Below are 22,565 nucleotides of genomic sequence, written 5' to 3'. Positions count from 1 at the left end.
GCTTCCAGCATAAGAACAATGACAAGAACGTGTCATCAATCTTGCAGGTGGAAAACCGTACACCAGAATAAAAAATGGGTGAATGAGCGAAACGATGAAGGGATGAGCGCTCAAACAAAAGCGACCCGGAGTTCACGCCTATCACAAGCATCCCGTATTGCTGCTACCTTCCGGTCCTGACAAGATTGAGGCGTTGCGATCGCATGAGTCCGGATCACTTAATAGGATAGCACCATCCGATGACAGTGAGTAGAGGGCAGGAGTGGGGAGTAGGGAGTGGGGAAGCAGAGGGGGCAAGGGAAGTAAGGGGAGCAAGGGAAACAGGGGAGCAATTCAAAACTTAAAACTTTTAGCCTGCATCCTACCCTTTGGGAAGCAAGGTACATCCTTTAGCCTTCTGCCTTTTCCTTCTACCTTCTGCCTTTTACCTCTCCCTCACTCCACCGCCACGCACCATTCATAGAGCTTGTAATGCACGCAGCCGTTTTGGACGAGGGGATCTTGTGCCACGATCGCTTTGGCTTCGTCCATAGAGGCGGCTTGAAAGAGGAGCATACCGCCACCGTAGCAGCCCCAGTAACCAGATTTCGCCTGATGACCCTTTTCGATGAGATGACGGACGAATGCTTTGTGGGCAGGAACGTAGCGGTCGAAGATGGCTTTATCGACGACTCCTTCTTCAATTTTGGCGAACCAGGGCATGGAGGATGTTCCTTTGAAGAGACGATGGGTTTGAATCCTAGTTTTGAACAGGCGGCTTTGCACTTACAAAGGTACGATCGGGCTGAAGTGCTGGACGCCAGACGGCGAGTAGTCAATGGTTGGAAGTGGTTGCATTGACTACAAATCAATCAATTGTTCATCGTTTAGTACTCCGGCAAAGATCGCTCAATCAAACAGTCGTAGGGTATACAGGGTAGCCTTTTGAGTGCAACAACTGCTCGGTTTTTTATTGCTTTGTTACCGTCGCAGGCGATTCAGGACGAGGTGAGTGCGCTCAAGCAGGTGTTTGTCGATCGCTACAACAGTCGTGCGGCGCTGAAATCGCCACCACACATCACCTTACAGCCACCCTTTGAGTGGAGCATTGAGGCGATACCACACCTCAGTGCAACGTTGCGTGAGTTTGGCGTGCAGGTAGCCCCGATGCCCATTGCGCTGTCGGGCTTCGGGGCGTTTGCGCCACGCGTCATTTATATCAATGTGATCAAGTCGCCGCCGTTGCTGATGCTACAAGCTGCGTTAGTGAGCCATTTAGAAGCGTCTTCAGGCATTGTGGATGAGGTCGGAAAATCACGATCGTTCACACCACACATGACCGTTGGCTTTCGGGATTTGACTAAAGAAAATTTCAAGCTCGCTTGGGCAGAGTTTCAACTTCGTCCGCTAGAGCGAGAGTGGCTGGCGACTCAGCTCACGCTGTTGCAGCACGACGGGCAGCGCTGGAACGTTCACAGCAGCTTTCCCTTTACAGGCGATGGAAAGGCGAATCTGTTCTAAACATTCGCCCATCCAGGCAAAAGCAACGTTTTTTTGCCATTTCTGCAAGTTTGATCAATTCCGACTATTCTTTAATACTGTAAGTCAATCGGAAAACAGTGTTTGAGGTCTGAGCATGGCTATTTGGCAACGATTACAGCGGTGGCAACGAGGTTTCGAGCGTTGGTTCGGCAGTACGCGTGCAAAACGCCGTTGGCTAGGGTCGTTTTTGGTCGGAGTAAGTTTAGTCAGTGCGATCGCGGCTTGCTCTAGCAATAGCACGACGACGACCAGCAGTCCTTCTAGCCAAACGGTGGCTCAGCAGAGCAACGATGTGCAGTTGACACTGGTATCGTTTGCCGTCACAAAAGCCGCTCACGATGCCATCATTCCCAAGTTTGTAGCGCAATGGCAAAAAGACCACAACCAGACGGTTTCCTTTGAGCAAGCGTCTTACGGTGGCTCTGGTTCCCAAACCCAAAAAGTGCTAGAGGGCGGGTTGGACGCTGATGTGGTGCATCTAGCGTTAGGGTTGGATGTCAACAAACTGGTGACGGCTGGACTGGTTTCTTCTGATTGGCAGCAGCAAGCACCGCACAATGGCATCGTCTCGCGATCGGTAGTGGCGTTGGCGACTCATCCTGGCAATCCTAAAGGCATTAACAGCTTTGCCGATTTGACTAAACCTGGAGTGACGCTGGTGACCGCTAACCCTAAAACGTCTGGAGTGGCGCGCTGGAACTTTCTGGCGCTGTGGAACTCGGTGGTGAAAGCGGGAGGGGACGAAACAAAAGCACTGGATTTTGTCACTCAGGTGTACAAAAATGTGCCAGAACTGCCAGGAGATGCTCGTGTGGCAACAGAAACCTTTTACAAGCGCGGGTTGGGTGATGTGCTGCTGAATTACGAGAATGAAATCATCTTGGCGAAGCAACGGGGTGAGAAGGTGGAGTACGTTGTGCCTGATGTGAATATTTCGATCGAGAATCCTGTTGCGATCGTGGAGAAAAATGTTGCCAAGCACGGCAACCGCGACGTTGCAGAGGCGTTTGTCAAATTCTTGTACACCCCCGATGCTCAGGCAGAATTTGCGAAAGTTGGCTTCCGCCCGGTTGATGAGGCGATCGCGAAAGAAAAAGAAGTGATGACAAAATATCCGACTGTCCCCACTCTCAGCACGGTGCAGGACTTTGGTGGTTGGGAGCAGGTGCAGCAGAAATTCTTTGAGGATGGTGCCATCTTTGACCAGATTCAAACTCGCATCAAGCAGACGAAATCGTGAGCTTGTTTGATTGCTGGTTCAGTCTCCAAGGCGCACCCAGAAACGTGTTTGCCTCAGCTCGCGTGGATGTCTTCAATGGGCAATGGCTCAATAGGTAGATAGCCCTCCAACAGCAGATCTGGCCCAATCTGTCGCCATTGTTTCTGCGTTAAAATCACAGCCTCCGTCATTTCTGTCGCGCCTAAATCACCGATCGGAGAAGGCGCATTTGTGCCTCCAATGATTTTGGGTGCGATGAAAGCCAGCACTTTTTGTACCGCACCATCTACGATCGCCCGTGCTGCCAGTGTGCCACCACATTCCCACAACACGCTGAGGCAACCGCGATCGTACAGGTTCTTCATCACAGCAGAAGGGGTCAAAGGGCTGATTCTGATCACGTCAACGCCTCGCTGCATCAATACATTTTGCTTCTCTTGTGAAGCATTGGTTTGAGTGAAGACGATCGTGGGAGCAACTTTTGTATCCCAGATTTGGGCATCAGACGGTAGGTCGAGCGATCGGCTCATCACGACTCGTAGCGGTGTCGTTTCCTGGCGACTGGTCAGTAAGGGATTATCACGCCGCACGGTATTTCCGCCAACGATAATGGCATCACAAGCGACTCGTAATTTGTGAACCTCAGCACGCGCAGCCGAACTCGTCACCCAGGCGCTATGTCCTGTAGTTGTGGCAATCTTGCCATCCAGCGTCATGGCGTATTTCAAAATGCCAAACGGACGGTGATACAGAATGCGATGAATGAAGGCTTCGTTCAGGGTACGACAGTCGGCTTCTTCAATCCCTACTATCACCTCAATGCCTGCCTCTCTCAACCTTGCAATGCCGCCACCCGACACTCTCGGATCAGGATCGACCATGCCCACGACAACTCGACTGACTCCTGCCGCCACGATCGCCTCCGAGCAGGGTGGCGTCCGTCCGTAGTGATTGCAGGGTTCCAGGTTGACGTAGAGGGTGGCACCACGGGCACGATCGCCCGCCTGCCGCAAGGCAAACACTTCGGCGTGGGGCTGACCTGCGGCGGGATGAAAGCCTTCACCCACGATCGTACCCTCCTGCACAATCACCGAACCCACGAGTGGATTGGGTGCCGTGCGTCCCAACGCCTGCCGCGCCACCTCCAGACAGCGTTGCATTAGAGCACGATCGTTGATACCCAGATCATCAGTCACTCCCTACTCCCTCACTTCGCAAGGCTGGCTTTGTATGCCGCCCAACCACCCAGATGCGAAATGTCTTCCCAGCCATATTTCTCGATCAGTTCGCGAGGGTAGAGAATCGCGGTCAGCACTTCGCCATCTTCCAGCACCACATCGGCAGGATACATATCAGGTGGTTCAGTTGCCAGGAGGTGTTCATACTGGGCGATCGTCAATTTATATACTTCACCTGGAATCGAAATCCCGCCGTCTGCTACTTCATAAATCGCAGGATGCCAGCCATCTGCTGCCGAGTGTAAACGATACTGTGGGCGGGTTTTCGCTTCCCGAATAAACGTTGCGGATTGCAAATTGCCGTGGTCAGGTTGGCCCCGCAGCGCCGAACCACAAATAAAGACTCTCACACCAGTTGTTTCGGTCATTGTGCCCCTAGTTTTGTACAGCCTGAACTACCACGTGCCGTTTGATTGTTCTAAGTTTAGGGTTAGCAGGTCTTTGTTACAAGCCAGGTCTTCGTTAGAGGCCAGTACTATCGCAAATCACGATCGAGGGGATGCTTATGCCTGTTCTTTCTACACTTACAGTCAACGGCGATCGCCTCAACCGCTCGCTCTTTCAATTAGCAGAAATTGGCAAACTGCCAGACGGTGGGGTCAGTAGGGTTGCCTTTACGACCGATGATTTACTCGCGCGTCAGCAGGTAAAAGGCTGGATGGTTGCTGCTGGTATGACCGTTCGCATTGATGCGGCGGGTAACATCATTGGTCGGTATGCCGGACGATTTGATGATGCGGCAGCACTAGCAACAGGTTCGCATATTGACACGGTGCCTATCGCAGGTCGCTACGATGGCTGTTTGGGCGTGCTGGCAGGCATTGAGGTCGTGCGATCGCTCCACGAAGCCAACATTCAGCTCGATCATCCACTTGAAGTCATTGTGTTTACTGATGAAGAGCGCTCAGTGCTGGGCTGTAAAGCGATGGCGGGCGAAGTAAAAGAACCCGCAGAGTACTATGCTCGTCTCGATGGTTCGCCCATTCAAATGTGTTTAGAAAAAGTAGGCGGCGACTGGTCAAAGATTGCCACGGCGAAGCGCGATCGCTCCCAGGTTGCCGCTTTTGTCGAACTCCATGTCGAGCAGGGCGGCGTACTGGAACATCTGGAACGACCGATCGGGGTAGTCGATGGCATCGTCGGACAGTATCGCTTTGCGGTGAACGTCATGGGGCGCATGAACCACGCAGGCACAACCCCCATGCACATGCGAAAAGATGCCTTGGTTGCTGCCGCGCAAATGGTGCTGGCCGTGAACAAAATCGGCACCGAGATTCCGGGTGATCAGGTCGCTACGGTCGGCTATCTCAACGTGTCGCCCAACGCGACCAACACGGTTCCTGGCAACGTCGATTTTCGCATTGACTTGCGCGATCTCTCACAGAGCCACCTGGAGTTGCTGGTCAGCCGCATGAAGGACGAGTTTGCCGCGATCGCCGCTGCCACCAACACCGACTTCAATCTCCGCGAAACCCTTCACATTTTGCCGACCCTCGCGGCTCTTCATGTGAAAGAGGTCATCAAACACGTCTCTGAGCAACTGGATTTGCCCTACACCTGCCTTCCCAGCCGTGCCGGACACGATGCCCAGGAAATTGGACGCTTCACCGATATGGGCATGGTCTTTGTGCCCAGTGTGGGTGGGATTAGTCACTCGATTGATGAGTATACGTCTCCCGAACACTGCACTCAAGGCGCAAACGTCCTGCTGCACACCTTCTTACAGTTGGATAAAGTGTATCCGATCGAGTGATCCACAGCATCTTGAGCGTTGGGATGAGAAGAAAGCCTCATTTAAGACGATCGAAGACTCATTAATGACCTATCTGATCTGCATCAATGAGGCTCGGAACCTCGTAAATGAATCTTACAGACCTCATTCAAGACCAGCAAAGACTCATTCACCAGCCTCCAACACTCATTAACGAGCCTCCAATATGCATGAATGAGTAGCCGCAACCTCATTAACGAGCCTCCAGAACTCATTCACCAGCATTCTCAGACTCATTTTTGACCATCCAAGACGCATTAAAGAGTCTCAGAAGCGCGTGAATGACGATCGACACCTTCACCGCCACCTATTACACCCCACACCCCACACCATACACCCCATACCCCACGCCCCCTCACCCCGCTTCCACTCGCGCCGCCACCAGGTTACTCGTCGCGACCTTTGACGGTCTGCCCTTAATCGCTTTAAACCGCTCACCCAACTGCTCTGCCGAGCTTTTTAGCCCCGGTCGGGTCTTCGCTGCCATCTTGATATAGTCATACACACCCAGGCTGCTGGTCATCGCTTCACTGCTCACCGCCATCAACGTATCATCTACCTGCTCGGTCAACTGCCGCAAGCTAAACAAAAACTCGGTAAGGACAGTCATCAACCGATAATCGCGCCCAAATTCTGCAAGGTCAAAGCTGGCTGGCAGCACATCGGGGTTCGCCTGCGCGATCGTCAGGCTATTGCTCACAAAGGCAAGACTTTTATCCCCCATTTTGAGCAGTCGGCGACGTTCTTCTGCGGTCAAGTTCACGAGAAACGGTAGCGCTTGCTGAATCGTGGCAAAGGCTGCTTTAACCTGCTCAATCTCTTTGTCTGAAAGAGTGGCGCTAATGTTTTGGTAGGGCATACGATGCTCCTGATGAATTGATGAATGGGTGAATCGGAAGGTTGCCGATCGGGGCTAAGATGGATGCGATCCATAGTCCAGCGTTCCCACCCAGGAGTCCACCGTAACGGTACGATTGCACCCTGATTCACTTAACTCACGGATGACATCGTTCTCGATCATGCTCTGTAAGGGCGATATTATACGAAAAAATTCTTATGATATCCCTCTTAACCCAGATATCACGAGAATGTAGATGCGCGTAATGCTCGATTCGGGACATTATCGAGAAAAAAGTCTATGTAATAAGTTGTTAGCTGGCTCCGCAGAAAGCCCTTGCACTTGTTTTTCGAGGTTGTCTGTCAGTTCGAACGCGCCCGGACATCGATCTGTTAAGGCAGTCCTTGCGGCTCTGCCTGCGGTGGCGCGATCGCTCAAAAGGTTATCGGTGAGAACAGAAGCGAGGAGCGAGGGGCGGTTCTGAGAACGCTCAAGGGGCGATCGCATTCTAGAAATTAGTCGTGATATTGTCCGAATAAAGGATTAACGCTAATCTAAGGAGTGCGCAATGTCATGCTCGCAGACAAATTCGCAGTCAAACTTTGCACAGAACCAACCGAGTGACCATCCAGATCCGCCTCCAAAGTTTTCTGATACCATAACCGCGTCACCAACCCAGACGAGCTACGAAGCAGAGTGGAGCAGTGCCACTTTAGAGTGCTACTGTATGCCAGCAGGGGAAAATCCAGAATTCTGTCTCGATCACTATGTCATTGCGATTTATTGCGGGCAAGGCATCAAGGTAGAGTCGAAAGTGGAGGGGATTGCAAATAGGCGGTGGCAAAAATTAACCCATTTCGACGGTGCCATAACTCTCATTCCCATGCATCATTCCTGCTGGTCGCGCTGGCAGCAGCCCTTTGAAGCTATCGTGCTAAATTTGAAGCCAGATTTGCTGACCCACAGCGCCGCAGAATTGTTGGCGGTCGATCAAGTTGAACTACTACCTGGGAATCTACTTGACGATCCACTGATTCTTCAGATTGGACTGGCTCTTAAAGCCGATCTGGAGTCTCGCAGACCGGGTGGGCGACTGTATGCCGAAACGTTGACCAATGCCCTGGCAGTCCATCTAGTGAGGAATTACTCATCTCACCAGCACAAGTCGATTCATCTTTCGGGGGGCTTGTCTCCTACACAACTGAAATCCGTAATTGACTATATCCATGAGCATCTATAGCAGTCCTAAATCATTTGTGAGATTGAGAGGCTTTGTGAGAAAGGATTCCAGTGGAATCCTTTCTCACAATCCAAATAGGATCGCTATAGATCGGGATCTGGGCTTGGAGGAATTAGCCGCGATCGCCCAACTCAGCCCCTATCACTTTTGTCGGTCTTTCAAACAATCGACTGGCTTCACGCCTCATCAATACCTGATCCGCCAACGAGTCGAGCGGGCAAAGCTGTTGTTAAAGGACGGCAAGATGGGAATTTTGGAGGTGGCGATCGCTTGCGGTTTTACCCATCAAAGCCATCTCAATCGGCACTTCAAACGTTTAACAGGCATGACCCCAAAAAATTTTCTCAACCATAGCAATTTTGTGCAAAAGAACAGCAGGGCTGTGCAAGATTGTGCAAATGCATTTGATGTAATCTACTTCCAAGTAAGAAACCTTTGCCTACAGGCTTTAGCAGCAGCTTGGACATTTCAAACATTCATCGATTGCTGATTGGTATTGCAAAATGCATTCTATTTCATAGCTGTAGTAATAGGCTGAATACTCTGTTTTAGGTGTTGAAAGTGTCTAATTGTTTTGTCGCGCGATTTTTTGTCGCGCGATTGTAGATTACTGGACGGTGAACGGCTTCAGACCCCAAAAATCATTTCAAGTATTTTTCTTTATTCCCCAGTAAGTATTATATGAAGGTTCATACTTTTTATGTTAGCAACTCTCATTAATCTAGAAAAAACACATAATGGCTTAAAATCTCTACCTGATGGTCAAAACCCTGCAATTGATCTTGGACTTTATGCTTGGTTGGAGCAAGCAGATGATGATGGTGCTAGCACTAGCGCGCCTAGTGCTAGCCCTAGCACTCCTGGTACTAGCTCTAGCACCCCTAGTAGGTATGTAGGTATAGCATTATTTCAAGAAAAAAAGATGGATAGCCAAATTGTCCCTGGGAATATGGCATACACTGCTGTTGACAAAAAGGGTTGGTGGATCCAAGCAGTTAAAGTAACCATATGGGTTCAAGAGAACAAATCTGACGGGGCTAATCTCTTTCAGCTTATGTACGGAGAACCAAAGACTCTTAATAGAGATGGTACTTCCACCAGTGCAGCGAGTCTTAACTTGGGGGCTAGTGGCGGTATGATGAGTGGTGGACCAACGGTCACCGGAAGTGCTAGTGGAGAGTGGACGAACACGACTTCTTTTTCATATAAGGATTTTACACTGTATGATCGTTCAGCAAATAATAAACTCATACACGAATGGAGCTTGACAGGATATAAGGATGCAAATACAGCGGGTCACTTCCAGAAAGCAAACATACCATTGCCTCCTCCTGCTGCTATTTCAAACTTCTCTGTCATTGAGCAGGGTTCATGGAAAGTACCCGATGGTATTGAAGAATGCCTTGTGAAAATAATCATTGACGTAGACTTCAAATTTTGCGGTGGTGTTTATGCACTGGTAAAAACTTTTTACAATAGAGCGAACACACCTAGACAGGTGGAAGTTAGCAAAGTAATCAGTCTAAAAGTAGATCCTTCGACTGGCAAATCAGATCAGACCGACGAGATTGTCATTGAGATGACCGAGCCTGCCCTTCACGTTTTTGATGAGGACGAATAGGGAAACTCGACTAATTGCTTAACTGTAAATAAAAGAAGCTTGGAAGTGCTGATTTTACGTTGCCATTCTCAATGAGACTTAATTTTTTTGATGTTCCTTTAAGTAATATGGGCGCTCTAAGAGCAATTGACCTAATTACCGTGTAGCCCTAAATTTTTCCTGCTTTGCTTGTAAAAATTACTTGCTTTTACTTTCTATCAGAGGCATTACTGAAATGACTGTCACTCATGCAATAGCTTCAAGTCGCCTTGCTGCTGCAAGAAGCGCGATGTTGTCTGAACTGACTATTTTGTCACACTATGAAAATACGTATTCAGCGCGGCACGGAGGTTCCTCCGTTCCTGCTCGCAGCGCTTATCTTGATCCCGCTAATCCCGCTTTCCAGGACTTTGCAACTTGGTGTAGTCAAAACCAAAACTCACCGGAATACCCAGAATTCCTTATAGCCCTTGCTCGTTTTTCAACCCTTCCACCAGGTGGAAGTTGGGAAACGGAATATGCGTCTATATCTGACAATTTTATGGAAGCTGGTGCTCCTTTTGAGATTAACTTGAGTCTCCCCCTACGCAGTTCGATAACCGATGATGTAGCGGAACTCAGGCAAACGGGAGTCATCCCACCCGCCACTAGGACTCGTAGAGGTGGAGTGTCGACTAGAAGGCCAACTCCAGGTCCCCCATCACATGATGATGATGACGATGATGATGATGGCCCATCTCGCACGCTTCGCTCAGGAAGACCAACACCCGGCCCTCCTCCTGAGCCAGTAGTGGAGGGGTAAAACACATCTACTGCTGACTTAAGGACAGGATTGTAGCGATCGCTGATCTTGTAGGTTGAGTTTCGGGGTTCAACCTAACACCCACTGTTTGTTGGGTTTCCCTACACTCAACACCAACCTACCGAAGCGATGCATTACCAAAAGCAAAGAGGAGATCGCAGTTTGGGAAATCAGCAAGGGTGATTGCAGGATGACGAATGAGGAGCGATCGCATTCTTGTTTTGGGGAGCGATCACACTGTCACAAGCAAAGAGACGATCGCAGGGTCACAAACTGAGGGGCGATCATGATTAGATTTGAGTGGGGAAGCAATCTCTCCCCAGGTGAGCGATCGCTTCTGAATTTGAATAGCATAGAATTAGATCGATTGGAGGTATACCATGACCCCACAGCTTGTAGCCGCGATCGCTGCCATCCAAACGCTTTCACCCACAGAGCGCCAACAACTGCTGCAAATTCTCACCCAAAGCAGCGATTCAGCCTCAAATTCTCAACCCGACCTCAGTGCCCTCAGTGCCCAGTTTTGGCAAGGCATCTCACTCCAGCAGCTACGCGCTACCCAAACCCCCACGACCGTTCATAGCCTCAAAGATCTCGCCGCTGACTTTTGGCCCACAGAAGACTCGATTGATGATTTCTTGTTCTTCTTGCGACAACAGCGTCAAGCGGTGAGCTAGCCAAACGCTCATGAGTCTTCTCCTGATTGATACGGACATTGCCTCCTTCATCTTCAAAGGCAGCGACTATGCCGACCCTTATCTACCACTCTTGAACGCTCAGGAATTGGCACTGTCATTTATGACCGTCGCTGAGTTGTTCCAGTGGACAATCTCGCGCCAGTGGGGCGATCGTCGCCTCGCACAGCTAGAGCAATACCTGTCGAATTATCTGATTATCTCGGTCGATCAGCCCCTTTGTCGTCAGTGGGCACAGGTTCGCAGCGATCGCCAAAATTTGGGGCGACCGATTTCCCCTCAGGACGCTTGGATTGCAGCAACAGCTCTACGCCACGATTTACCGCTAATCACTCACAACATCAAAGACTTCCTTGAAATTCCCAATCTACGGCTTAGCACCTCTTCACCCTAGCACCTTGCCTGTAGTAGCCAGCTAACAAATCGTTGCAGCGGCGGAATAAAAGTTATCGTTAGGAGTCATGGATTACAAGCCGCCGCTGAACACGACCGTTAGCTTGCTCGGTATCGGGTCTTTGCAGATTGTCGGTGCCACCACGATCGCCCAGAAAATGGTCGGTGGAGGCAGTGGTTTGAGTGTTGTCTGGGGTGGCGAAAGCGTCCAGGAAGTTGTCAAAAGACCGGAGCCGAAACCCCAGTTTTCTCAAGTAATTTAACACCAAGCCTTGATGGGTTCACAAACGGCACTGACAGATTAGGAGGACTGTACATCCAGTAAAAATCGATGATTGAGAGGTTGAACGGGGCGAGCATTGAGAGGAAAAATTCGTGTGAACTGATCAATTTGAGCCTGTGAGACTTCGATCGGATCATGGAATACCACCCAGTTTACTATTTCAGAACAGGGCGGGGTTGTGAGAGAGCCGAAGTACTCATAGGCCTCTCGCCCAGCAGGGAGAAGGCTGGAGATCGGGACTTTAGCACCCGAAACGACTTTCTCTGGTTGTTTCTTTGATGGCATTGCCGCCCAAATAGGCTTTAACACGTCATTTTCTTTTCCGGCTTGCAAGAAAACACCCAGCACAGCCAGTTCACCTTTTGAGTCCTTGTGAACCAGGTGCAATTCCATTGGGTAAGCCTTGCTCATCAAGCTGTGTTCACTGGGATGATGGAAATGAAACTGGATCAGCTCATACACAGTGCCATTTAACGTGATCTGGTTTCCAGGTCCCGCATTGATTTGAATCGTATGTCCATTGTTGAGAACCCGCAAAGGGATATCGTGATAGGCAACCTGGATGGGTGATAGTTCAGCCTTAACCATCTTCTGCAAATTAACCGGAGATTGCTGCTGCCCAGCTTTGCAAGCCTGATAGTCTGCTGAGAGATCTCCCCAGTGGGTGGGATCTTCTGCACCCACATAGCCCCACTCTGCATGATTCTCGCTGGCGATCGCGGCAGTCAAGGAACGACCCCCAACCCCTACTGCTGTGCCCACACCACCAATCGTTAATAGCTTTAACAGGTTGCGTCTGTCCATAAATCTGACTCCTGATAATTTGGTTGAAATATACAACTTTGCAATCTCTTGAGCAATTTGATCAATATTTCTCTGGATTTCTCTAGACGGTTCGACAGTTCTTCAAAGTTTGCCTTCACAATTATGTAGAAACGATTGCAATTGTAGGAATCTAATTTGATCTCTGAAAAACTGTCAAAACTAAATTCCTGTACAGCTTACGCTTCAGCCTCAGCACACTCAGTAAAATTTAGCTTCAGTACACTTAGAAAACCGCATTTTGTTTCAGTACACTTAGAAGAAATCACACCAGGTCACCACGTCAGTCTCATTTGATTTCTCCCAGATGATTTTAGCCATCGTTCACTCGTCAACATAAAAAACTTTTCACAGGTTGTCAATTCGTAGACTTAGTTGCATAGTCATTACCATCAGACTGCAAGTACTCCTTTAGGTAGAGTAAATCTCTAAAAGATCACGCGTTTCAAATATCTTTAGAGTGAGCTTAAAACAAGCCTAATTTAATAACTGGTTCATTTCTCAATCGGCTAAACGCCCTCTATCAAGCGTTACAAGAGATTAAAAAAGGTTAAAAACGATTGATTGAAATCACTAATGAGGTAATCAGGATAGGATTTGTTTATTCAATTAACATCTCTTATTTTTGTTTTTGTGCCGCCACTATTTTTACTTTTCCACCTTCTAATAAAGCTAATCCATGTCATTGACTGCATCTTCAGGCGGAGGTTGAGCTACCACTTTAGATAGAGAGTATGGTTGATACCTGTGTGATACGCTACCAGCAAAAATTACCGGGTATTAGGGAAGACGAAGTTGCATAGACTACATTTTTGAGAAGTTACATAGATTACATCAGAGACGGGGTCATCTTGGCTCTCCGGCTCGCAAAACGCAGTTATGGAGGACTAATATGTTTTTGTGGATGTACAGCTTGCCTACTTGGCTGATGGCCGTCTTGTTCATCGTTGGCTTCGTTGCCTTTGGCTGGGCAGGCGTGTTCTTCGTCCGACCCGTCGTGCGGCGGAGATTGGGCCAGAACGCAGACCACAACGAGCACGTGACCTTTATCGTGAATGTTATAGGCTTGTTCTACGGCTTGCTGGTTGGCCTCGTGGTGGTAGCGGCATTCCAGCACTATTCCGATGTCCAGGAAAAAGTTTCCAACGAAGCCACCGCCCTTGGTGTGCTCTACCGTGACATCGCTGGCTTGCCCGACCCGCTGCGTAGCGACCTGCACGCGCAGTTGAGCGACTACAACTTGTACCTGATTAACGAAGTCTGGCCGATCCAGCAGCGGACAGGAGATGTCCCGTACCGAGAGGTCACGGCTAAAGTTAACGCCGTTCAGGATAAGCTTGTAACCTTCAAGCCCGACGGGGCTGCCCAAACCAATAGCCTGTACTTTTCCATGCAAAATCTGGATGAGTACATCAAGCTTCGCCGGGATCGGCTGTACGAGATCAATAACGGGTTGCTTGATATCCTCTACTACGTCCTGCTTTTCGGTGCGGCCCTTCTCATTGGGGCAAGTTGGTTTCTTTCACTGGAGAGCCGGGGAACCCACTTTGCGGTGACAGGCATTGTAGCTCTATCGATCGGTCTATTCCTCTTTCTAATCGTCGCCCTAGACTACCCGCTCCGCAGCAGTATCAGCATCGGTCCGAGGTCATTTGAAGTCCTTCAAACGACCTTGATAAAACCTCAATAATACGCATGAGGCGATCGCGTTCCCAAGGCGTGGTGCCCGCTGCAAACCAGCGATGCGTGGATCGTGGAGTAGCGTGTATGTAACCGGTCACAGGGTTTGTTGTATACCGCACAGATCAGCGCATCCTATTCCGCACCCATACCCTCCGCAACGCTCGCGCTGCGTGGTGGTGGCGCAATGCCATCGCGAGCCACTGTGACCTATTCCAATCCCAACGATGCGGGCTAACAAATCGTTGCAGCGGCGGAATAAAGATTGGTCAATGGAGATGCTCAAGTTACCCGCCGCTGCACTTAACCGTTAGTCTGCAAATCTACGTGTAAGTGCATAGATAAAAGCTTATCTGTAAGAAGCGTTCAACTTTGTAACTATAGATTCATCGTCTTTAGCAAGAGAAGGCGATGAATCTATTTGGTTTTGAAGACTCACCAGTTCAGAAATCTGGGAGTCACGATCGTTATTTGTAGTGTGGCGAGTTCAAGAAACGACTGGCTTCTTCAGTCACGTTACCGTCGAAAATTCGGGTAGTGAATGCTGCCCCAATTTCCTTGGCTTCCGTTGGGAAGTAGTCGTAGGCAAAGGCTTGAGCGTTCTCAAGTGAATCGAACACATAGAAGCCACCAACCGAGTCGTTTTGCACCCCGCTTAACCAAGTTTTGTTCTGAAGACCTTTTTGGCTTTTCAAGATGGGGTTGAGCCTGCGCCAAGGAGCTTGATCAAAAGGCACAGAAAGCTGCACTTCGGTATAGACAAAAAACTTGCTCATTCCGTTACTCCAAATTTAGTTCGTGGCTCGATGTGAAGTCCGGACTCACATTCTTACTGTAGGCATCTGCTATCATTACGTCAATAATGCACTTTTTCGGTAGATACTCTCAAAAAGGAAAGTATGGAATGACCTCAAAGGAACGATATACGATGTGTCCGGTTGATGCTGCGATCGCGCTAATGTCAGGAAAGTGGAAGCCGCGTATTCTTTGGAAACTGCACCTCTATCAGGTTTTGCGTTACAGTGAATTTCAGCGAGAAATGCCCAGCATCACCCATAAAATGCTTGCCCAACAGTTACGCGAGTTAGAACGAGATGGTTTGATCATTCGTACCATGTATGCAGTCATGCCACCCAAAGTGGAATATCGGCTCTCGGAGTTCGGTCAGACGCTTGCTCCAGTCATTAACTCGTTAGTCACTTGGAGTCGTGCCCATGAACCTGAGGTTCGTGCGGTGCTGGAGCGAAAAGATCTAGCCGATTCTGCATCAGTAGGGTAAACCACATTCACGGATCTCTCTTAACAGCAGGCTAACAATTCGAATGCAACGGACGAAAGTCATTGGTGTTGAGTTTGAGGTTATCTACCGCCGCTGATTTGAGCCGTTAGTGCTATAGCCTCTCTTCGTAGGATAGTGAAGTCTGCGAAACCCATACTAATGCTCTAGCGCGACACTTTTCTTCTGCTGTGCGATCGCTACCCTGTTACTTAATGGTAAAAAACTCGTTCAAACGCTTATCTACTAGAACTGTGTGATGGTAGGTCATGTTTTTTGTTGACTTTGCCGTAGTCTTGACGTAATCACGTTTCTACGAATGTCTCGAGCGGATAAGTTACCGACAGAAAGCAAATGTCTTGGCATTCCTCCCATGCGATCGAGAACGCTAGGCTTCGGTAGCTGAGTTTCCGTACCAGAATCAATGAGCTTTTTCTGTTCCTGCCTCTTCTTTACGAAAAGCAAGAAGTCTAGCACTTCCTCTAGAGGTAAATCTGAACCCTGCTCAACCTCCTGAAGTAAGTTGCTCTCTAGCTGTCATAAGCTCAATAACCGAATGGCTCTGTGGTCATCCTAACAAGCGTGATTTCCAGTAGCGCGATCGATCCCCTTCTGTGATGCGATCGCCCTAACGTTAGTGATATACGATTTCACTCTCCGGTAGTAGTGAGACCTTAAACCTTCTTAAGTTTTTTCGTTCCCACAAAGAGGTAGAGTCAAAGACGACTTCTTTAATCATTCCAACGTTTGCAGATGGACGTTGCTTGAGAGGTTGTTGGCACCATGAGCGCATTACTCTACGGTGCACCAACATAGTGGCTCGATGCCAACGCTCAAGCAGCGGTAAATATGTGTGAATCTTGGCGTGCGATCGTTCTATTCCTTTGCTGCTTGCTCATTGCTTTTGAGCGGTGTTGTCTTTCTGCGATGAAGGGAGTGTGAACCATTCACGCATGTTTCAGATGGCTTCTAAATCTGGCTAAAACCCTATGGGAACTCCAAAAAGAATTGGCATTTTAACGAGTGGCGGCGACTGTGCGGGTCTCAATGCCGTTATTCGTGCGGTTGTGCATCACGCGGTCAATACCTACGGTTGGGACGTGTTTGGCATTCGTCAGGCAACGCAGGGATTAATGGTGCGTCCACCCCTGGCAAGTAGTCTCAGCCCTGATAAGGTAGACCCGTTTCTGACGGCGGGCGGCACGATGCTGGGCACCACCAACAAGGGCAACCCGTTTGCGTTTCCCATGCCAGATGGTAGCTTGCTCGATCGTTCTCATGAAATCATTGAAGGCTATCATCTACTCGGCTTAGATGCTCTCATTGGCATTGGCGGTGATGGCAGTCTGGCGATCTTACAGCGGCTGGCACAGCAGGGCAACCTGAATTTGGTAGGTATTCCCAAAACCATTGACAACGATGTGGGCGTTACCGAGCTTTCCATCGGCTTTGATACCGCCGTTAGCATTGCCACAGAAGCGCTCGATCGTCTGCACTTTACCGCTGCCAGCCACAGTCGCGTCATGATTTTAGAGGTGATGGGGCGGGATGCGGGGCATATTGCCATCAGTGCAGGCATTGCGGGTGGAGCCGATATCATCTTGATTCCCGAAATTCCCTACACTATTGATGGCATTTGTCAGGCGATTAAAAAACGACAGGAAGCGGGCAAAAACTACTGCCTGGTGATTGTGGCAGAAGCCGTTCGCACGGAAGCGGGTGAGTCGGTGACACTGGATTCTGATGTGGAGCAGTGTCGGCTTGGCGGGATTGGTCAATATCTCTCGAAGCAAATTTGTAGCCGCATTGATGCCGAAACACGCGTAACCGTTCTAGGGCATATTCAGCGTGGCGGCACCCCATCACCACTCGATCGCCTCATTGGTGCAACGTTTGGTGTGGCTGCCGTCGATCTCATTGCTGAAGGGAAGTACGATCGCGTGGTGACCTGGCAGAATCGGCACGTCAGGAGTGTCTCCATCCGTGAAGCGATTTTGCACTATGCCGCTGTGAACCCTGAAGGTACGCTGGTGAAGACAGCGCGTGGATTGAATATTTATTTAGGAGATTAGCCAGAATGAAAGGCCAGGGGCGATCAACTCGCCCTCTGCCATCGATCGAGTAAGTTCATACAGCTCGATATGCAAGTGCGTTGTCAACATCCTAATGCGCTCATTGCGGAACGACCTGTTGCTAAGACCGTAGGGTGGTAGAGCAAATTAGCGATTCAGTCACGTTAGTTACGGGTGCCAAAGGCGGACTTGGGTTTCATTGCTGAGTCAAGGCTTAATTGCACCGGCTGATCTGGAAAAGGCCCGTTCAGAGGTGGAAGTGAATTACTTTGGCGTGTTATCGACGTGCCGAGCCTTTGCATCCAGTTTGAAACAGCAGGGTGGTGGCGCAATTTTAAATGTGTCGTCGCTTTTGGGACGTGCGAATTTACCTTCCAAGCAGTCGCCTTCGAGCAAAGCCTCGATCGTTGACCAATGGATTGACTTTTTACCTGCGGCCGTGTAAATTGCTTACATAGACACAGATCTAGCAGTAATCGGCAATTGAGATGGCATTGGCGTACATCCAATAACCAGACTTAACGATCGAGCCTTGACAATCAGGTGCCAACTGATCGTGGTCAATTCGATCGCTCTCCCTACAGCCGTTGCTACCGAGCCAGGGTCTTTGTCTTTATGTCATCTTTGAGGTCTCTATGCCTAAGAATTTCTTGCTTTCTGCTAGCGAAGCATCTGACGTTGCCAGGGGTGCAACAGCCAGGGAAGGAACACCTGAGCGGGAGTCTCTACGCCTGTTGCTGATTGGTTCACGTCATGGCGTGGTTGGTACCATTCAAACCCTACATCGCCTGCGGTTTGCCGAAGTAGGCGAGTGGAGTCCCCTTTTACCTGGCCCCAACCCTGGCGAGGTGATGAGCATTCTCACTCGGCTCATTACACTGTCTTAATCAACACATCCTCCGAAAGCGAGTTTAAGTACATTCATACAGATGTTTTGATGAGGAGAGCAGATCCGGGTGTTACCCATCGTTAGGCATAGCAGTCTTTTTCCACAAGATTGGGCACCTTTACCAAACCTTTAACTTAAGCAGGAAATGAATGCTTAACTTCAGGGTTCTTGCAGGCTAACAAATAAAAACGGTATAAACTAAGACAACTAAGTTTTCTGGGCCGTCCAATGTTCACCGATCGCGACTTGTACGCCTCTGACATTACCTCTTACACTGGTCAGTCCTCAGACCGCATACACCTAGCCCTCACGAAATTAGGCACGAGTCGATCGTTGCTTTCGGCGACTGGTAACGCTCTGGGAAGCTCACTGGCAAGCGCACTGACAAGCTCAAGTACGGCTCGTTCTAGTCTAGCCAGTGAGAATGTGGCTAGTGAGAGTATAGCGGCCACCTCTGAATCGCAATCATCTACGGCTGTTATAACGCTTTCTGTGCCGTCAACGGCACCTGCGCGACCCCTGAAGACCAGCGCAGATTTTAATCAAGATGGTCGGGCGGATTTGATCTGGCGCAATTATGCCACTGGGCAAAACACCATCTGGCTGATGGATGGGGCGACACGCCTGTCGAGCATTGCCCTGATGACCGTTAGCGATCTCAATTGGCGGGTTGAGGGCCTCAACGACTTCACAGGGGATGGTAAGACAGATATCGTATGGCGCAACTATGCAACCGGACAGAATGCACTCTGGGTCATGGACGGCACCGTGCTGCGATCGAGCCTCTCTTTGCAAACAGTTAACGACTTTAATTGGCAGATTCAAGGCACGGTGGATTTTACAGGCGACGACAAACCTGACCTGCTTTGGCGCAACTACGCCACTGGGGAAAATCTCGTTTGGGCGTTGAATGGCACAACCCTCAGCACCTACTTCTCCCTACCCACTGTCGCTGGCAGCAACCTGAAAATTAGAGCCGCAACAGACTTTGACCAGGACGGCAAGCCGGACATTCTTTGGCAAAACGACCTTTCAGGCGAAACCTTTATCTGGTCACTCAGCGGCACCACGATCGCCAGTACAACCTTTTTACCTGCCGCGACTGATGCCAACTGGCAAATTCAGGGTGCAGTGGACAGCAACCGTGATGGCAAACCCGACTTAATTTGGCGCAACCTGGTCACTGGGCAGAACGCTGTCTGGTTGATGGATGGATTGAAAGACACAGGTAAACGGCTGGAGTTGCCAGGCGTCAGTGATGCTAACTGGCGCATTGAGCTACAGGACACGTACACGACAGCGAGTGCGATTAAGCTCAGTAACTTCTCTTTTAGTGGGCTGGAAGGCGATTCTGGAACGTTAACTGTGCGGCTCACGCAAGCACCGACCGCCAACGTAACCCTCACCTTCTCGACCAGCAATGTTGTGGTCGTCGATGCCGATGGCACGGTCGCCAACGGCACACAAAACACGCTCACGTTTACCCCTCAAAACTGGCAAACGGCGCGTACAGTTTCGTTTATTGCGGAGAAGGATAATGTAAGTACCGATCGCTTGCTGGGCGATACCGTTCGCTACACGCTGAGCGGTGGCTTGACGGGTAGCGGCGTTTACGACCTGGGTAAAGTGACCAACACCTACGCACCAGACCCGACTCGGTTCAATATCGATCTCGATTTCCGTAATGATCCGCTTGGCTTTTGGACAACCCAACATCGGGCGATCGCGCAAAAAGCCGCTGATGATTGGGCAACACAGATTGCCAATGAATGGACAGGTTTTCAACTCGACAACACGCTCGGCAAGTTAGACGCAAACTCCACCCGTCCCTACAGCTTCACGAGCAAACGCTACGTAGATGACCTCCTCATTTTCCTCAACCCGTATCAAGGTAACGCTGGCCTAGAAGCAGGCAACGGCGGCCCTGACTACCAGTTTGGGGGCTGGATTTCGTCTCCAGAATTAATGCCACGCGTTGGACAAGTTGCCCTCAATGCGGACAGTTTTTCTGACAGCAACGACCCCAACGGTTGGCTGCTATATCAGGTCGTAACCCATGAAATTGGGCATGTTCTCGGTTTGGTGGGGCTGAACTGGATTGGCTATAACCTGGTCGATCGCGCCACCCCTCAGACAGCGGTGTTTAAGGGTGAGTATGCCAAAGCTGCCAATGGTGGAAACTACGTCGCACTGCAATCTCAGGATGGAGCTAACCCGGTCACAGGTACCTATGACTACTCGCATCCTGCCGATCGGGTGCAGTCGATTATGTCCTATGGCTGGCTGTATCGCGTCTATGCTCCAACCACCGTAGATTACGCCCTGCTTGCCGACAGTGGCTATCGTGTTTATGGATTTAACGCGTGAAGCCGTAGAGTAATGCTTTAGCCGCCTAGCGAATGTTTTGTCTGTTAGAACTTCTATCTGTCAGAAAATGAGTCTGTTAGAAGTGTTGTTTATCAGAAAATGAGTCTGTCAAAAGATGACGCGAGCCGTTTGGGTGGAAGCAGGCTGCACTGAATCGGTGTCAGGCTCTGGCTGTGCATTCGGCCGACCCCTATGAAAGAGATTGTCAGGCTCGTTCGTTTGCATGTGATGTGTTGCGCCATTTGATTCAGTCTGTGCCTCTAGAAGCGGCAGGTTCACTGTAAACGTGGCACCCTGATCAACGCCTGCACTTTCTGCATGGACAGTACCTTTATGCTGTTCGACCAAATGGCGGACGATCGCCAGCCCCAGTCCTAAGCCATTCTGGGGGCGGCTAGTCGTGCTGTCTGCCTGCCGAAAGCGATCGAATACATGAGGCAAAAACTCTGGACTAATGCCGCTGCCCGTATCGCTAATTTGAATTTGGGCGTAGCGGTTCTGAGGGGGTTGTCCGTTTTCGGGGGTTGGGGCTTCTAGCTGCGTCGCTGATAGCTGCACAGTCACCGTGCCAGCCTCAGGCGTAAATTTGATGGCATTGGAGAGCAGATTCCACACCACCTGCTGTAATCGGATGGAATCGCCCCAAACCTGCCCCACCATTGGATCAAGCTCCGACTCTAGCTGAATACCTTTGACCTCTAGCATGGGACGCACAGACTCGATCGCCGCTTCAACCACCGAGGACAGATTCAAGGCGTAGCATTTTAGCCGCAGTTTACCGCGCACAATTTGAGACACATCCAGAATGTCATCAATGAGTTGAGCCTGTGCCAAGGCGTTGCGTTCGATCGTTTCGAGGGCACGGGCGATCGTCTCTTCGTCGAGTTGGCGCGTGCGTAGCAGCCGAGACCAGCCCAGCATCGAGTTCAAAGGGGTTCGCAACTCATGGGATAGCACCGCCAAAAACTCATCTTTCATCTGGTTAGCCGCTTCGGCTTCGCGTCGGGCTGCCTGTTCTCGAAAAACCTGAGCACGCACTTCCTCTGCTTGCCTGCGCTCTGTGAGGTCTTCAATGGTGCCCACGTAGCCAGTCAATTCGCACAGGTCAGAAAATAAGGGTGAGGAACGGGCATACACCCAGCGAACGGTACCGTCTCGATGTTGAAAGCGGTATTCGGTGGCAAAGGTAGACGCTTGCCCGCTGGTATAAGCCTGCCACTCGTGCAAGACGCGATCGCGATCATCCGGGTGAATGCGCTGTATCCAACCACTGCCGAGTCCTTCTGTCAGGCTAAAGTCTCCGATCGTCTGAAAGCAGGGATTGGTATAGGTGCAGGCACCCGTTGTATCGTTCATAAAAATGCCCACAGGCGCATAGGCGCTGAGCGAACGAAACCGCTCTTCACTCTCGCCCAGTTCTGCATTGATGGCAGCAAGCTGGGTGGCCTGGGCCTTCACTGCTTCGGTTTTCTTAAATAAATCAACAAAGACCGTGACTTTAGAGGTCAAAATGCTGGTATCGATCGGCTTCAGCAAATAATCAACCGCCCCAAGCGAATAGCCTTTGAACATCAACTGCTCACTGGTACTAAACGCTGTGAGAAAAATGATAGGAGTCTGGCGCGATCGCTCTCGGTTGCGGATCAGCGTTGCCGTTTCAAAGCCATCCATGTCTGGCATCTGCACATCCAGCAAGATGACCGCAAAATCCTGATTGAGTAGGCAGCGCAGCGCTTCTTGACCAGAGTTTGCCCTCACCAGGTTTTCACCTAAGTGACCGAGAGTGGCTTCCAGTGCCAACAGGTTTTCTGCGTGGTCATCCACCATTAGGATGTTGACTTTAGACGGCAGCGTCATAG

22 protein-coding genes and 1 other RNA gene are annotated in these 22,565 nt (G+C 50.1%); 15 read left to right on the top strand and 8 right to left on the bottom strand.

Annotated elements, in window-relative coordinates:
• Positions 1 to 119 precede the first annotated feature (119 nt).
• Together ffs and AC5JLP_RS00865 are read right to left on the bottom strand one after the other, a co-directional pair.
• Positions 120 to 216: signal recognition particle sRNA small type (gene ffs, locus AC5JLP_RS00870), an RNA gene on the bottom strand.
• A 219-nt stretch (positions 217 to 435) separates the two neighbouring features.
• Entirely contained in the window at positions 436 to 765 is a 330-nt protein-coding gene (locus AC5JLP_RS00865) for a YciI family protein (protein WP_496065998.1), read from the bottom strand.
• Positions 766 to 924: 159 nt separating this feature from the next.
• Between AC5JLP_RS00865 and AC5JLP_RS00860 the strand changes: the two genes are divergently transcribed.
• Together AC5JLP_RS00860 and AC5JLP_RS00855 are read left to right on the top strand one after the other, a co-directional pair.
• Positions 925 to 1,500 (top strand): 2'-5' RNA ligase family protein, encoded by a 576-nt coding sequence (locus AC5JLP_RS00860; RefSeq protein ID WP_496065997.1) that lies wholly within the window; start codon positions 925 to 927, stop codon positions 1,498 to 1,500.
• Positions 1,501 to 1,615: 115 nt separating this feature from the next.
• Entirely contained in the window at positions 1,616 to 2,761 is a 1,146-nt protein-coding gene (locus AC5JLP_RS00855; RefSeq protein ID WP_496065996.1) for a sulfate ABC transporter substrate-binding protein, read from the top strand.
• Positions 2,762 to 2,814: 53 nt separating this feature from the next.
• On the opposite strand, the gene ribD is transcribed toward AC5JLP_RS00855, so the two are convergent.
• Together ribD and AC5JLP_RS00845 are read right to left on the bottom strand one after the other, a co-directional pair.
• Positions 2,815 to 3,936, bottom strand: a complete 1,122-nt coding sequence (ribD, locus tag AC5JLP_RS00850; protein WP_496065995.1) for a bifunctional diaminohydroxyphosphoribosylaminopyrimidine deaminase/5-amino-6-(5-phosphoribosylamino)uracil reductase RibD — start codon at positions 3,934 to 3,936, stop codon at positions 2,815 to 2,817.
• A gap of 11 nt (positions 3,937 to 3,947) precedes the next feature.
• Positions 3,948 to 4,346, bottom strand: a complete 399-nt coding sequence (locus tag AC5JLP_RS00845) for an allophanate hydrolase-related protein (protein ID WP_496065994.1) — start codon at positions 4,344 to 4,346, stop codon at positions 3,948 to 3,950.
• 137 nt (positions 4,347 to 4,483) lie between these two features.
• Here AC5JLP_RS00845 and AC5JLP_RS00840 point away from each other — a divergent pair, with 137 nt between their 5' ends.
• On the top strand, positions 4,484 to 5,731 hold the full coding sequence (locus AC5JLP_RS00840; RefSeq protein ID WP_496065993.1) for a Zn-dependent hydrolase: 1,248 nt from the start codon (positions 4,484 to 4,486) through the stop codon (positions 5,729 to 5,731).
• A gap of 373 nt (positions 5,732 to 6,104) precedes the next feature.
• On the opposite strand, the gene AC5JLP_RS00835 is transcribed toward AC5JLP_RS00840, so the two are convergent.
• Entirely contained in the window at positions 6,105 to 6,608 is a 504-nt protein-coding gene (locus AC5JLP_RS00835; protein ID WP_496065992.1) for a hypothetical protein, read from the bottom strand.
• 547 nt (positions 6,609 to 7,155) lie between these two features.
• Here AC5JLP_RS00835 and AC5JLP_RS00830 point away from each other — a divergent pair.
• The 6 genes from AC5JLP_RS00830 (at position 7,156) to AC5JLP_RS00805 (ending at position 11,580) form a co-directional block, all read left to right on the top strand.
• On the top strand, positions 7,156 to 7,827 hold the full coding sequence (locus AC5JLP_RS00830) for a hypothetical protein (protein ID WP_496065991.1): 672 nt from the start codon (positions 7,156 to 7,158) through the stop codon (positions 7,825 to 7,827).
• Between the two features lie 34 nt (positions 7,828 to 7,861).
• Complete coding sequence (locus AC5JLP_RS00825; protein ID WP_496065990.1) at positions 7,862 to 8,317, top strand: helix-turn-helix transcriptional regulator; 456 nt, start codon at positions 7,862 to 7,864, stop codon at positions 8,315 to 8,317.
• Positions 8,318 to 8,527: 210 nt separating this feature from the next.
• Positions 8,528 to 9,448, top strand: coding sequence for a hypothetical protein (locus tag AC5JLP_RS00820; RefSeq protein WP_496065989.1), 921 nt, complete (start codon positions 8,528 to 8,530; stop codon positions 9,446 to 9,448).
• Positions 9,449 to 10,609: 1,161 nt separating this feature from the next.
• A complete protein-coding gene (locus AC5JLP_RS00815) occupies positions 10,610 to 10,906 on the top strand; it encodes a hypothetical protein (RefSeq protein WP_496065988.1) in 297 nt (98 codons plus the stop codon).
• Positions 10,907 to 10,916: 10 nt separating this feature from the next.
• Positions 10,917 to 11,318, top strand: coding sequence for a type II toxin-antitoxin system VapC family toxin (locus tag AC5JLP_RS00810; protein WP_496065987.1), 402 nt, complete (start codon positions 10,917 to 10,919; stop codon positions 11,316 to 11,318).
• Between the two features lie 67 nt (positions 11,319 to 11,385).
• The gene (locus AC5JLP_RS00805; protein WP_496065986.1) at positions 11,386 to 11,580 is read left to right on the top strand and encodes a hypothetical protein; all 195 of its coding nucleotides are present in this window, start codon (positions 11,386 to 11,388) and stop codon (positions 11,578 to 11,580) included.
• Positions 11,581 to 11,618: 38 nt separating this feature from the next.
• Here AC5JLP_RS00805 and AC5JLP_RS00800 read toward each other — a convergent pair whose 3' ends face one another.
• Entirely contained in the window at positions 11,619 to 12,404 is a 786-nt protein-coding gene (locus tag AC5JLP_RS00800; RefSeq protein WP_496065985.1) for a carbonic anhydrase, read from the bottom strand.
• Positions 12,405 to 13,314: 910 nt separating this feature from the next.
• Here AC5JLP_RS00800 and AC5JLP_RS00795 point away from each other — a divergent pair.
• Entirely contained in the window at positions 13,315 to 14,112 is a 798-nt protein-coding gene (locus AC5JLP_RS00795) for a bestrophin-like domain (RefSeq protein WP_496065984.1), read from the top strand.
• A gap of 457 nt (positions 14,113 to 14,569) precedes the next feature.
• Here AC5JLP_RS00795 and AC5JLP_RS00790 read toward each other — a convergent pair whose 3' ends face one another.
• A complete protein-coding gene (locus AC5JLP_RS00790) occupies positions 14,570 to 14,878 on the bottom strand; it encodes a hypothetical protein (protein ID WP_496065983.1) in 309 nt (102 codons plus the stop codon).
• Positions 14,879 to 15,006: 128 nt separating this feature from the next.
• On the opposite strand from AC5JLP_RS00790, the gene AC5JLP_RS00785 reads away from it, so the two are divergent.
• The 5 genes from AC5JLP_RS00785 to AC5JLP_RS00765 all read left to right on the top strand — a co-directional run bounded on the left by AC5JLP_RS00785 (position 15,007) and on the right by AC5JLP_RS00765 (position 20,706).
• On the top strand, positions 15,007 to 15,381 hold the full coding sequence (locus AC5JLP_RS00785; RefSeq protein WP_496065982.1) for a winged helix-turn-helix transcriptional regulator: 375 nt from the start codon (positions 15,007 to 15,009) through the stop codon (positions 15,379 to 15,381).
• A gap of 986 nt (positions 15,382 to 16,367) precedes the next feature.
• Positions 16,368 to 17,450 carry an ATP-dependent 6-phosphofructokinase gene (locus AC5JLP_RS00780; protein WP_496065981.1) on the top strand — a complete coding sequence of 361 codons (1,083 nt, stop codon included), beginning with the start codon at positions 16,368 to 16,370 and terminating at the stop codon, positions 17,448 to 17,450.
• Between the two features lie 199 nt (positions 17,451 to 17,649).
• Positions 17,650 to 17,895, top strand: a complete 246-nt coding sequence (locus AC5JLP_RS00775) for an SDR family NAD(P)-dependent oxidoreductase (RefSeq protein WP_496065980.1) — start codon at positions 17,650 to 17,652, stop codon at positions 17,893 to 17,895.
• A gap of 190 nt (positions 17,896 to 18,085) precedes the next feature.
• Positions 18,086 to 18,337 carry a hypothetical protein gene (locus AC5JLP_RS00770; RefSeq protein ID WP_496065979.1) on the top strand — a complete coding sequence of 84 codons (252 nt, stop codon included), beginning with the start codon at positions 18,086 to 18,088 and terminating at the stop codon, positions 18,335 to 18,337.
• Between the two features lie 230 nt (positions 18,338 to 18,567).
• Positions 18,568 to 20,706, top strand: a complete 2,139-nt coding sequence (locus tag AC5JLP_RS00765; protein ID WP_496065978.1) for an FG-GAP repeat domain-containing protein — start codon at positions 18,568 to 18,570, stop codon at positions 20,704 to 20,706.
• A 108-nt stretch (positions 20,707 to 20,814) separates the two neighbouring features.
• Here AC5JLP_RS00765 and AC5JLP_RS00760 read toward each other — a convergent pair whose 3' ends face one another.
• Entirely contained in the window at positions 20,815 to 22,563 is a 1,749-nt protein-coding gene (locus tag AC5JLP_RS00760) for a sensor histidine kinase (protein ID WP_496065977.1), read from the bottom strand.
• Positions 22,564 to 22,565 lie beyond the last annotated feature (2 nt).

Source organism: Stenomitos rutilans (assembly GCF_059505485.1).
The sequence above is the reverse complement of the archived record's forward strand: the minus strand, read 5'-3'. Positions and strand labels throughout refer to the sequence as shown.

What these genes read in the sequence shown, in the direction of transcription:
- AC5JLP_RS00760 (WP_496065977.1), bottom strand. Translation starts at nt 22,563, where the DNA reads ATGACGCTGCCGTCTAAAGTCAACATCCTAATGGTGGATGACCACGCA.
- AC5JLP_RS00780 (WP_496065981.1), top strand. Translation starts at nt 16,368, where the DNA reads ATGGGAACTCCAAAAAGAATTGGCATTTTAACGAGTGGCGGCGACTGT.
- AC5JLP_RS00820 (WP_496065989.1), top strand. Translation starts at nt 8,528, where the DNA reads ATGTTAGCAACTCTCATTAATCTAGAAAAAACACATAATGGCTTAAAA.
- AC5JLP_RS00785 (WP_496065982.1), top strand. Translation starts at nt 15,007, where the DNA reads ATGACCTCAAAGGAACGATATACGATGTGTCCGGTTGATGCTGCGATC.
- AC5JLP_RS00845 (WP_496065994.1), bottom strand. Translation starts at nt 4,346, where the DNA reads ATGACCGAAACAACTGGTGTGAGAGTCTTTATTTGTGGTTCGGCGCTG.
- AC5JLP_RS00800 (WP_496065985.1), bottom strand. Translation starts at nt 12,404, where the DNA reads ATGGACAGACGCAACCTGTTAAAGCTATTAACGATTGGTGGTGTGGGC.
- AC5JLP_RS00815 (WP_496065988.1), top strand. Translation starts at nt 10,610, where the DNA reads ATGACCCCACAGCTTGTAGCCGCGATCGCTGCCATCCAAACGCTTTCA.
- AC5JLP_RS00805 (WP_496065986.1), top strand. Translation starts at nt 11,386, where the DNA reads ATGGATTACAAGCCGCCGCTGAACACGACCGTTAGCTTGCTCGGTATC.
- AC5JLP_RS00835 (WP_496065992.1), bottom strand. Translation starts at nt 6,608, where the DNA reads ATGCCCTACCAAAACATTAGCGCCACTCTTTCAGACAAAGAGATTGAG.
- AC5JLP_RS00765 (WP_496065978.1), top strand. Translation starts at nt 18,568, where the DNA reads ATGTTCACCGATCGCGACTTGTACGCCTCTGACATTACCTCTTACACT.
- AC5JLP_RS00810 (WP_496065987.1), top strand. Translation starts at nt 10,917, where the DNA reads ATGAGTCTTCTCCTGATTGATACGGACATTGCCTCCTTCATCTTCAAA.
- AC5JLP_RS00840 (WP_496065993.1), top strand. Translation starts at nt 4,484, where the DNA reads ATGCCTGTTCTTTCTACACTTACAGTCAACGGCGATCGCCTCAACCGC.
- AC5JLP_RS00790 (WP_496065983.1), bottom strand. Translation starts at nt 14,878, where the DNA reads ATGAGCAAGTTTTTTGTCTATACCGAAGTGCAGCTTTCTGTGCCTTTT.
- AC5JLP_RS00855 (WP_496065996.1), top strand. Translation starts at nt 1,616, where the DNA reads ATGGCTATTTGGCAACGATTACAGCGGTGGCAACGAGGTTTCGAGCGT.
- AC5JLP_RS00830 (WP_496065991.1), top strand. Translation starts at nt 7,156, where the DNA reads ATGTCATGCTCGCAGACAAATTCGCAGTCAAACTTTGCACAGAACCAA.
- AC5JLP_RS00770 (WP_496065979.1), top strand. Translation starts at nt 18,086, where the DNA reads ATGCCTAAGAATTTCTTGCTTTCTGCTAGCGAAGCATCTGACGTTGCC.
- AC5JLP_RS00795 (WP_496065984.1), top strand. Translation starts at nt 13,315, where the DNA reads ATGTTTTTGTGGATGTACAGCTTGCCTACTTGGCTGATGGCCGTCTTG.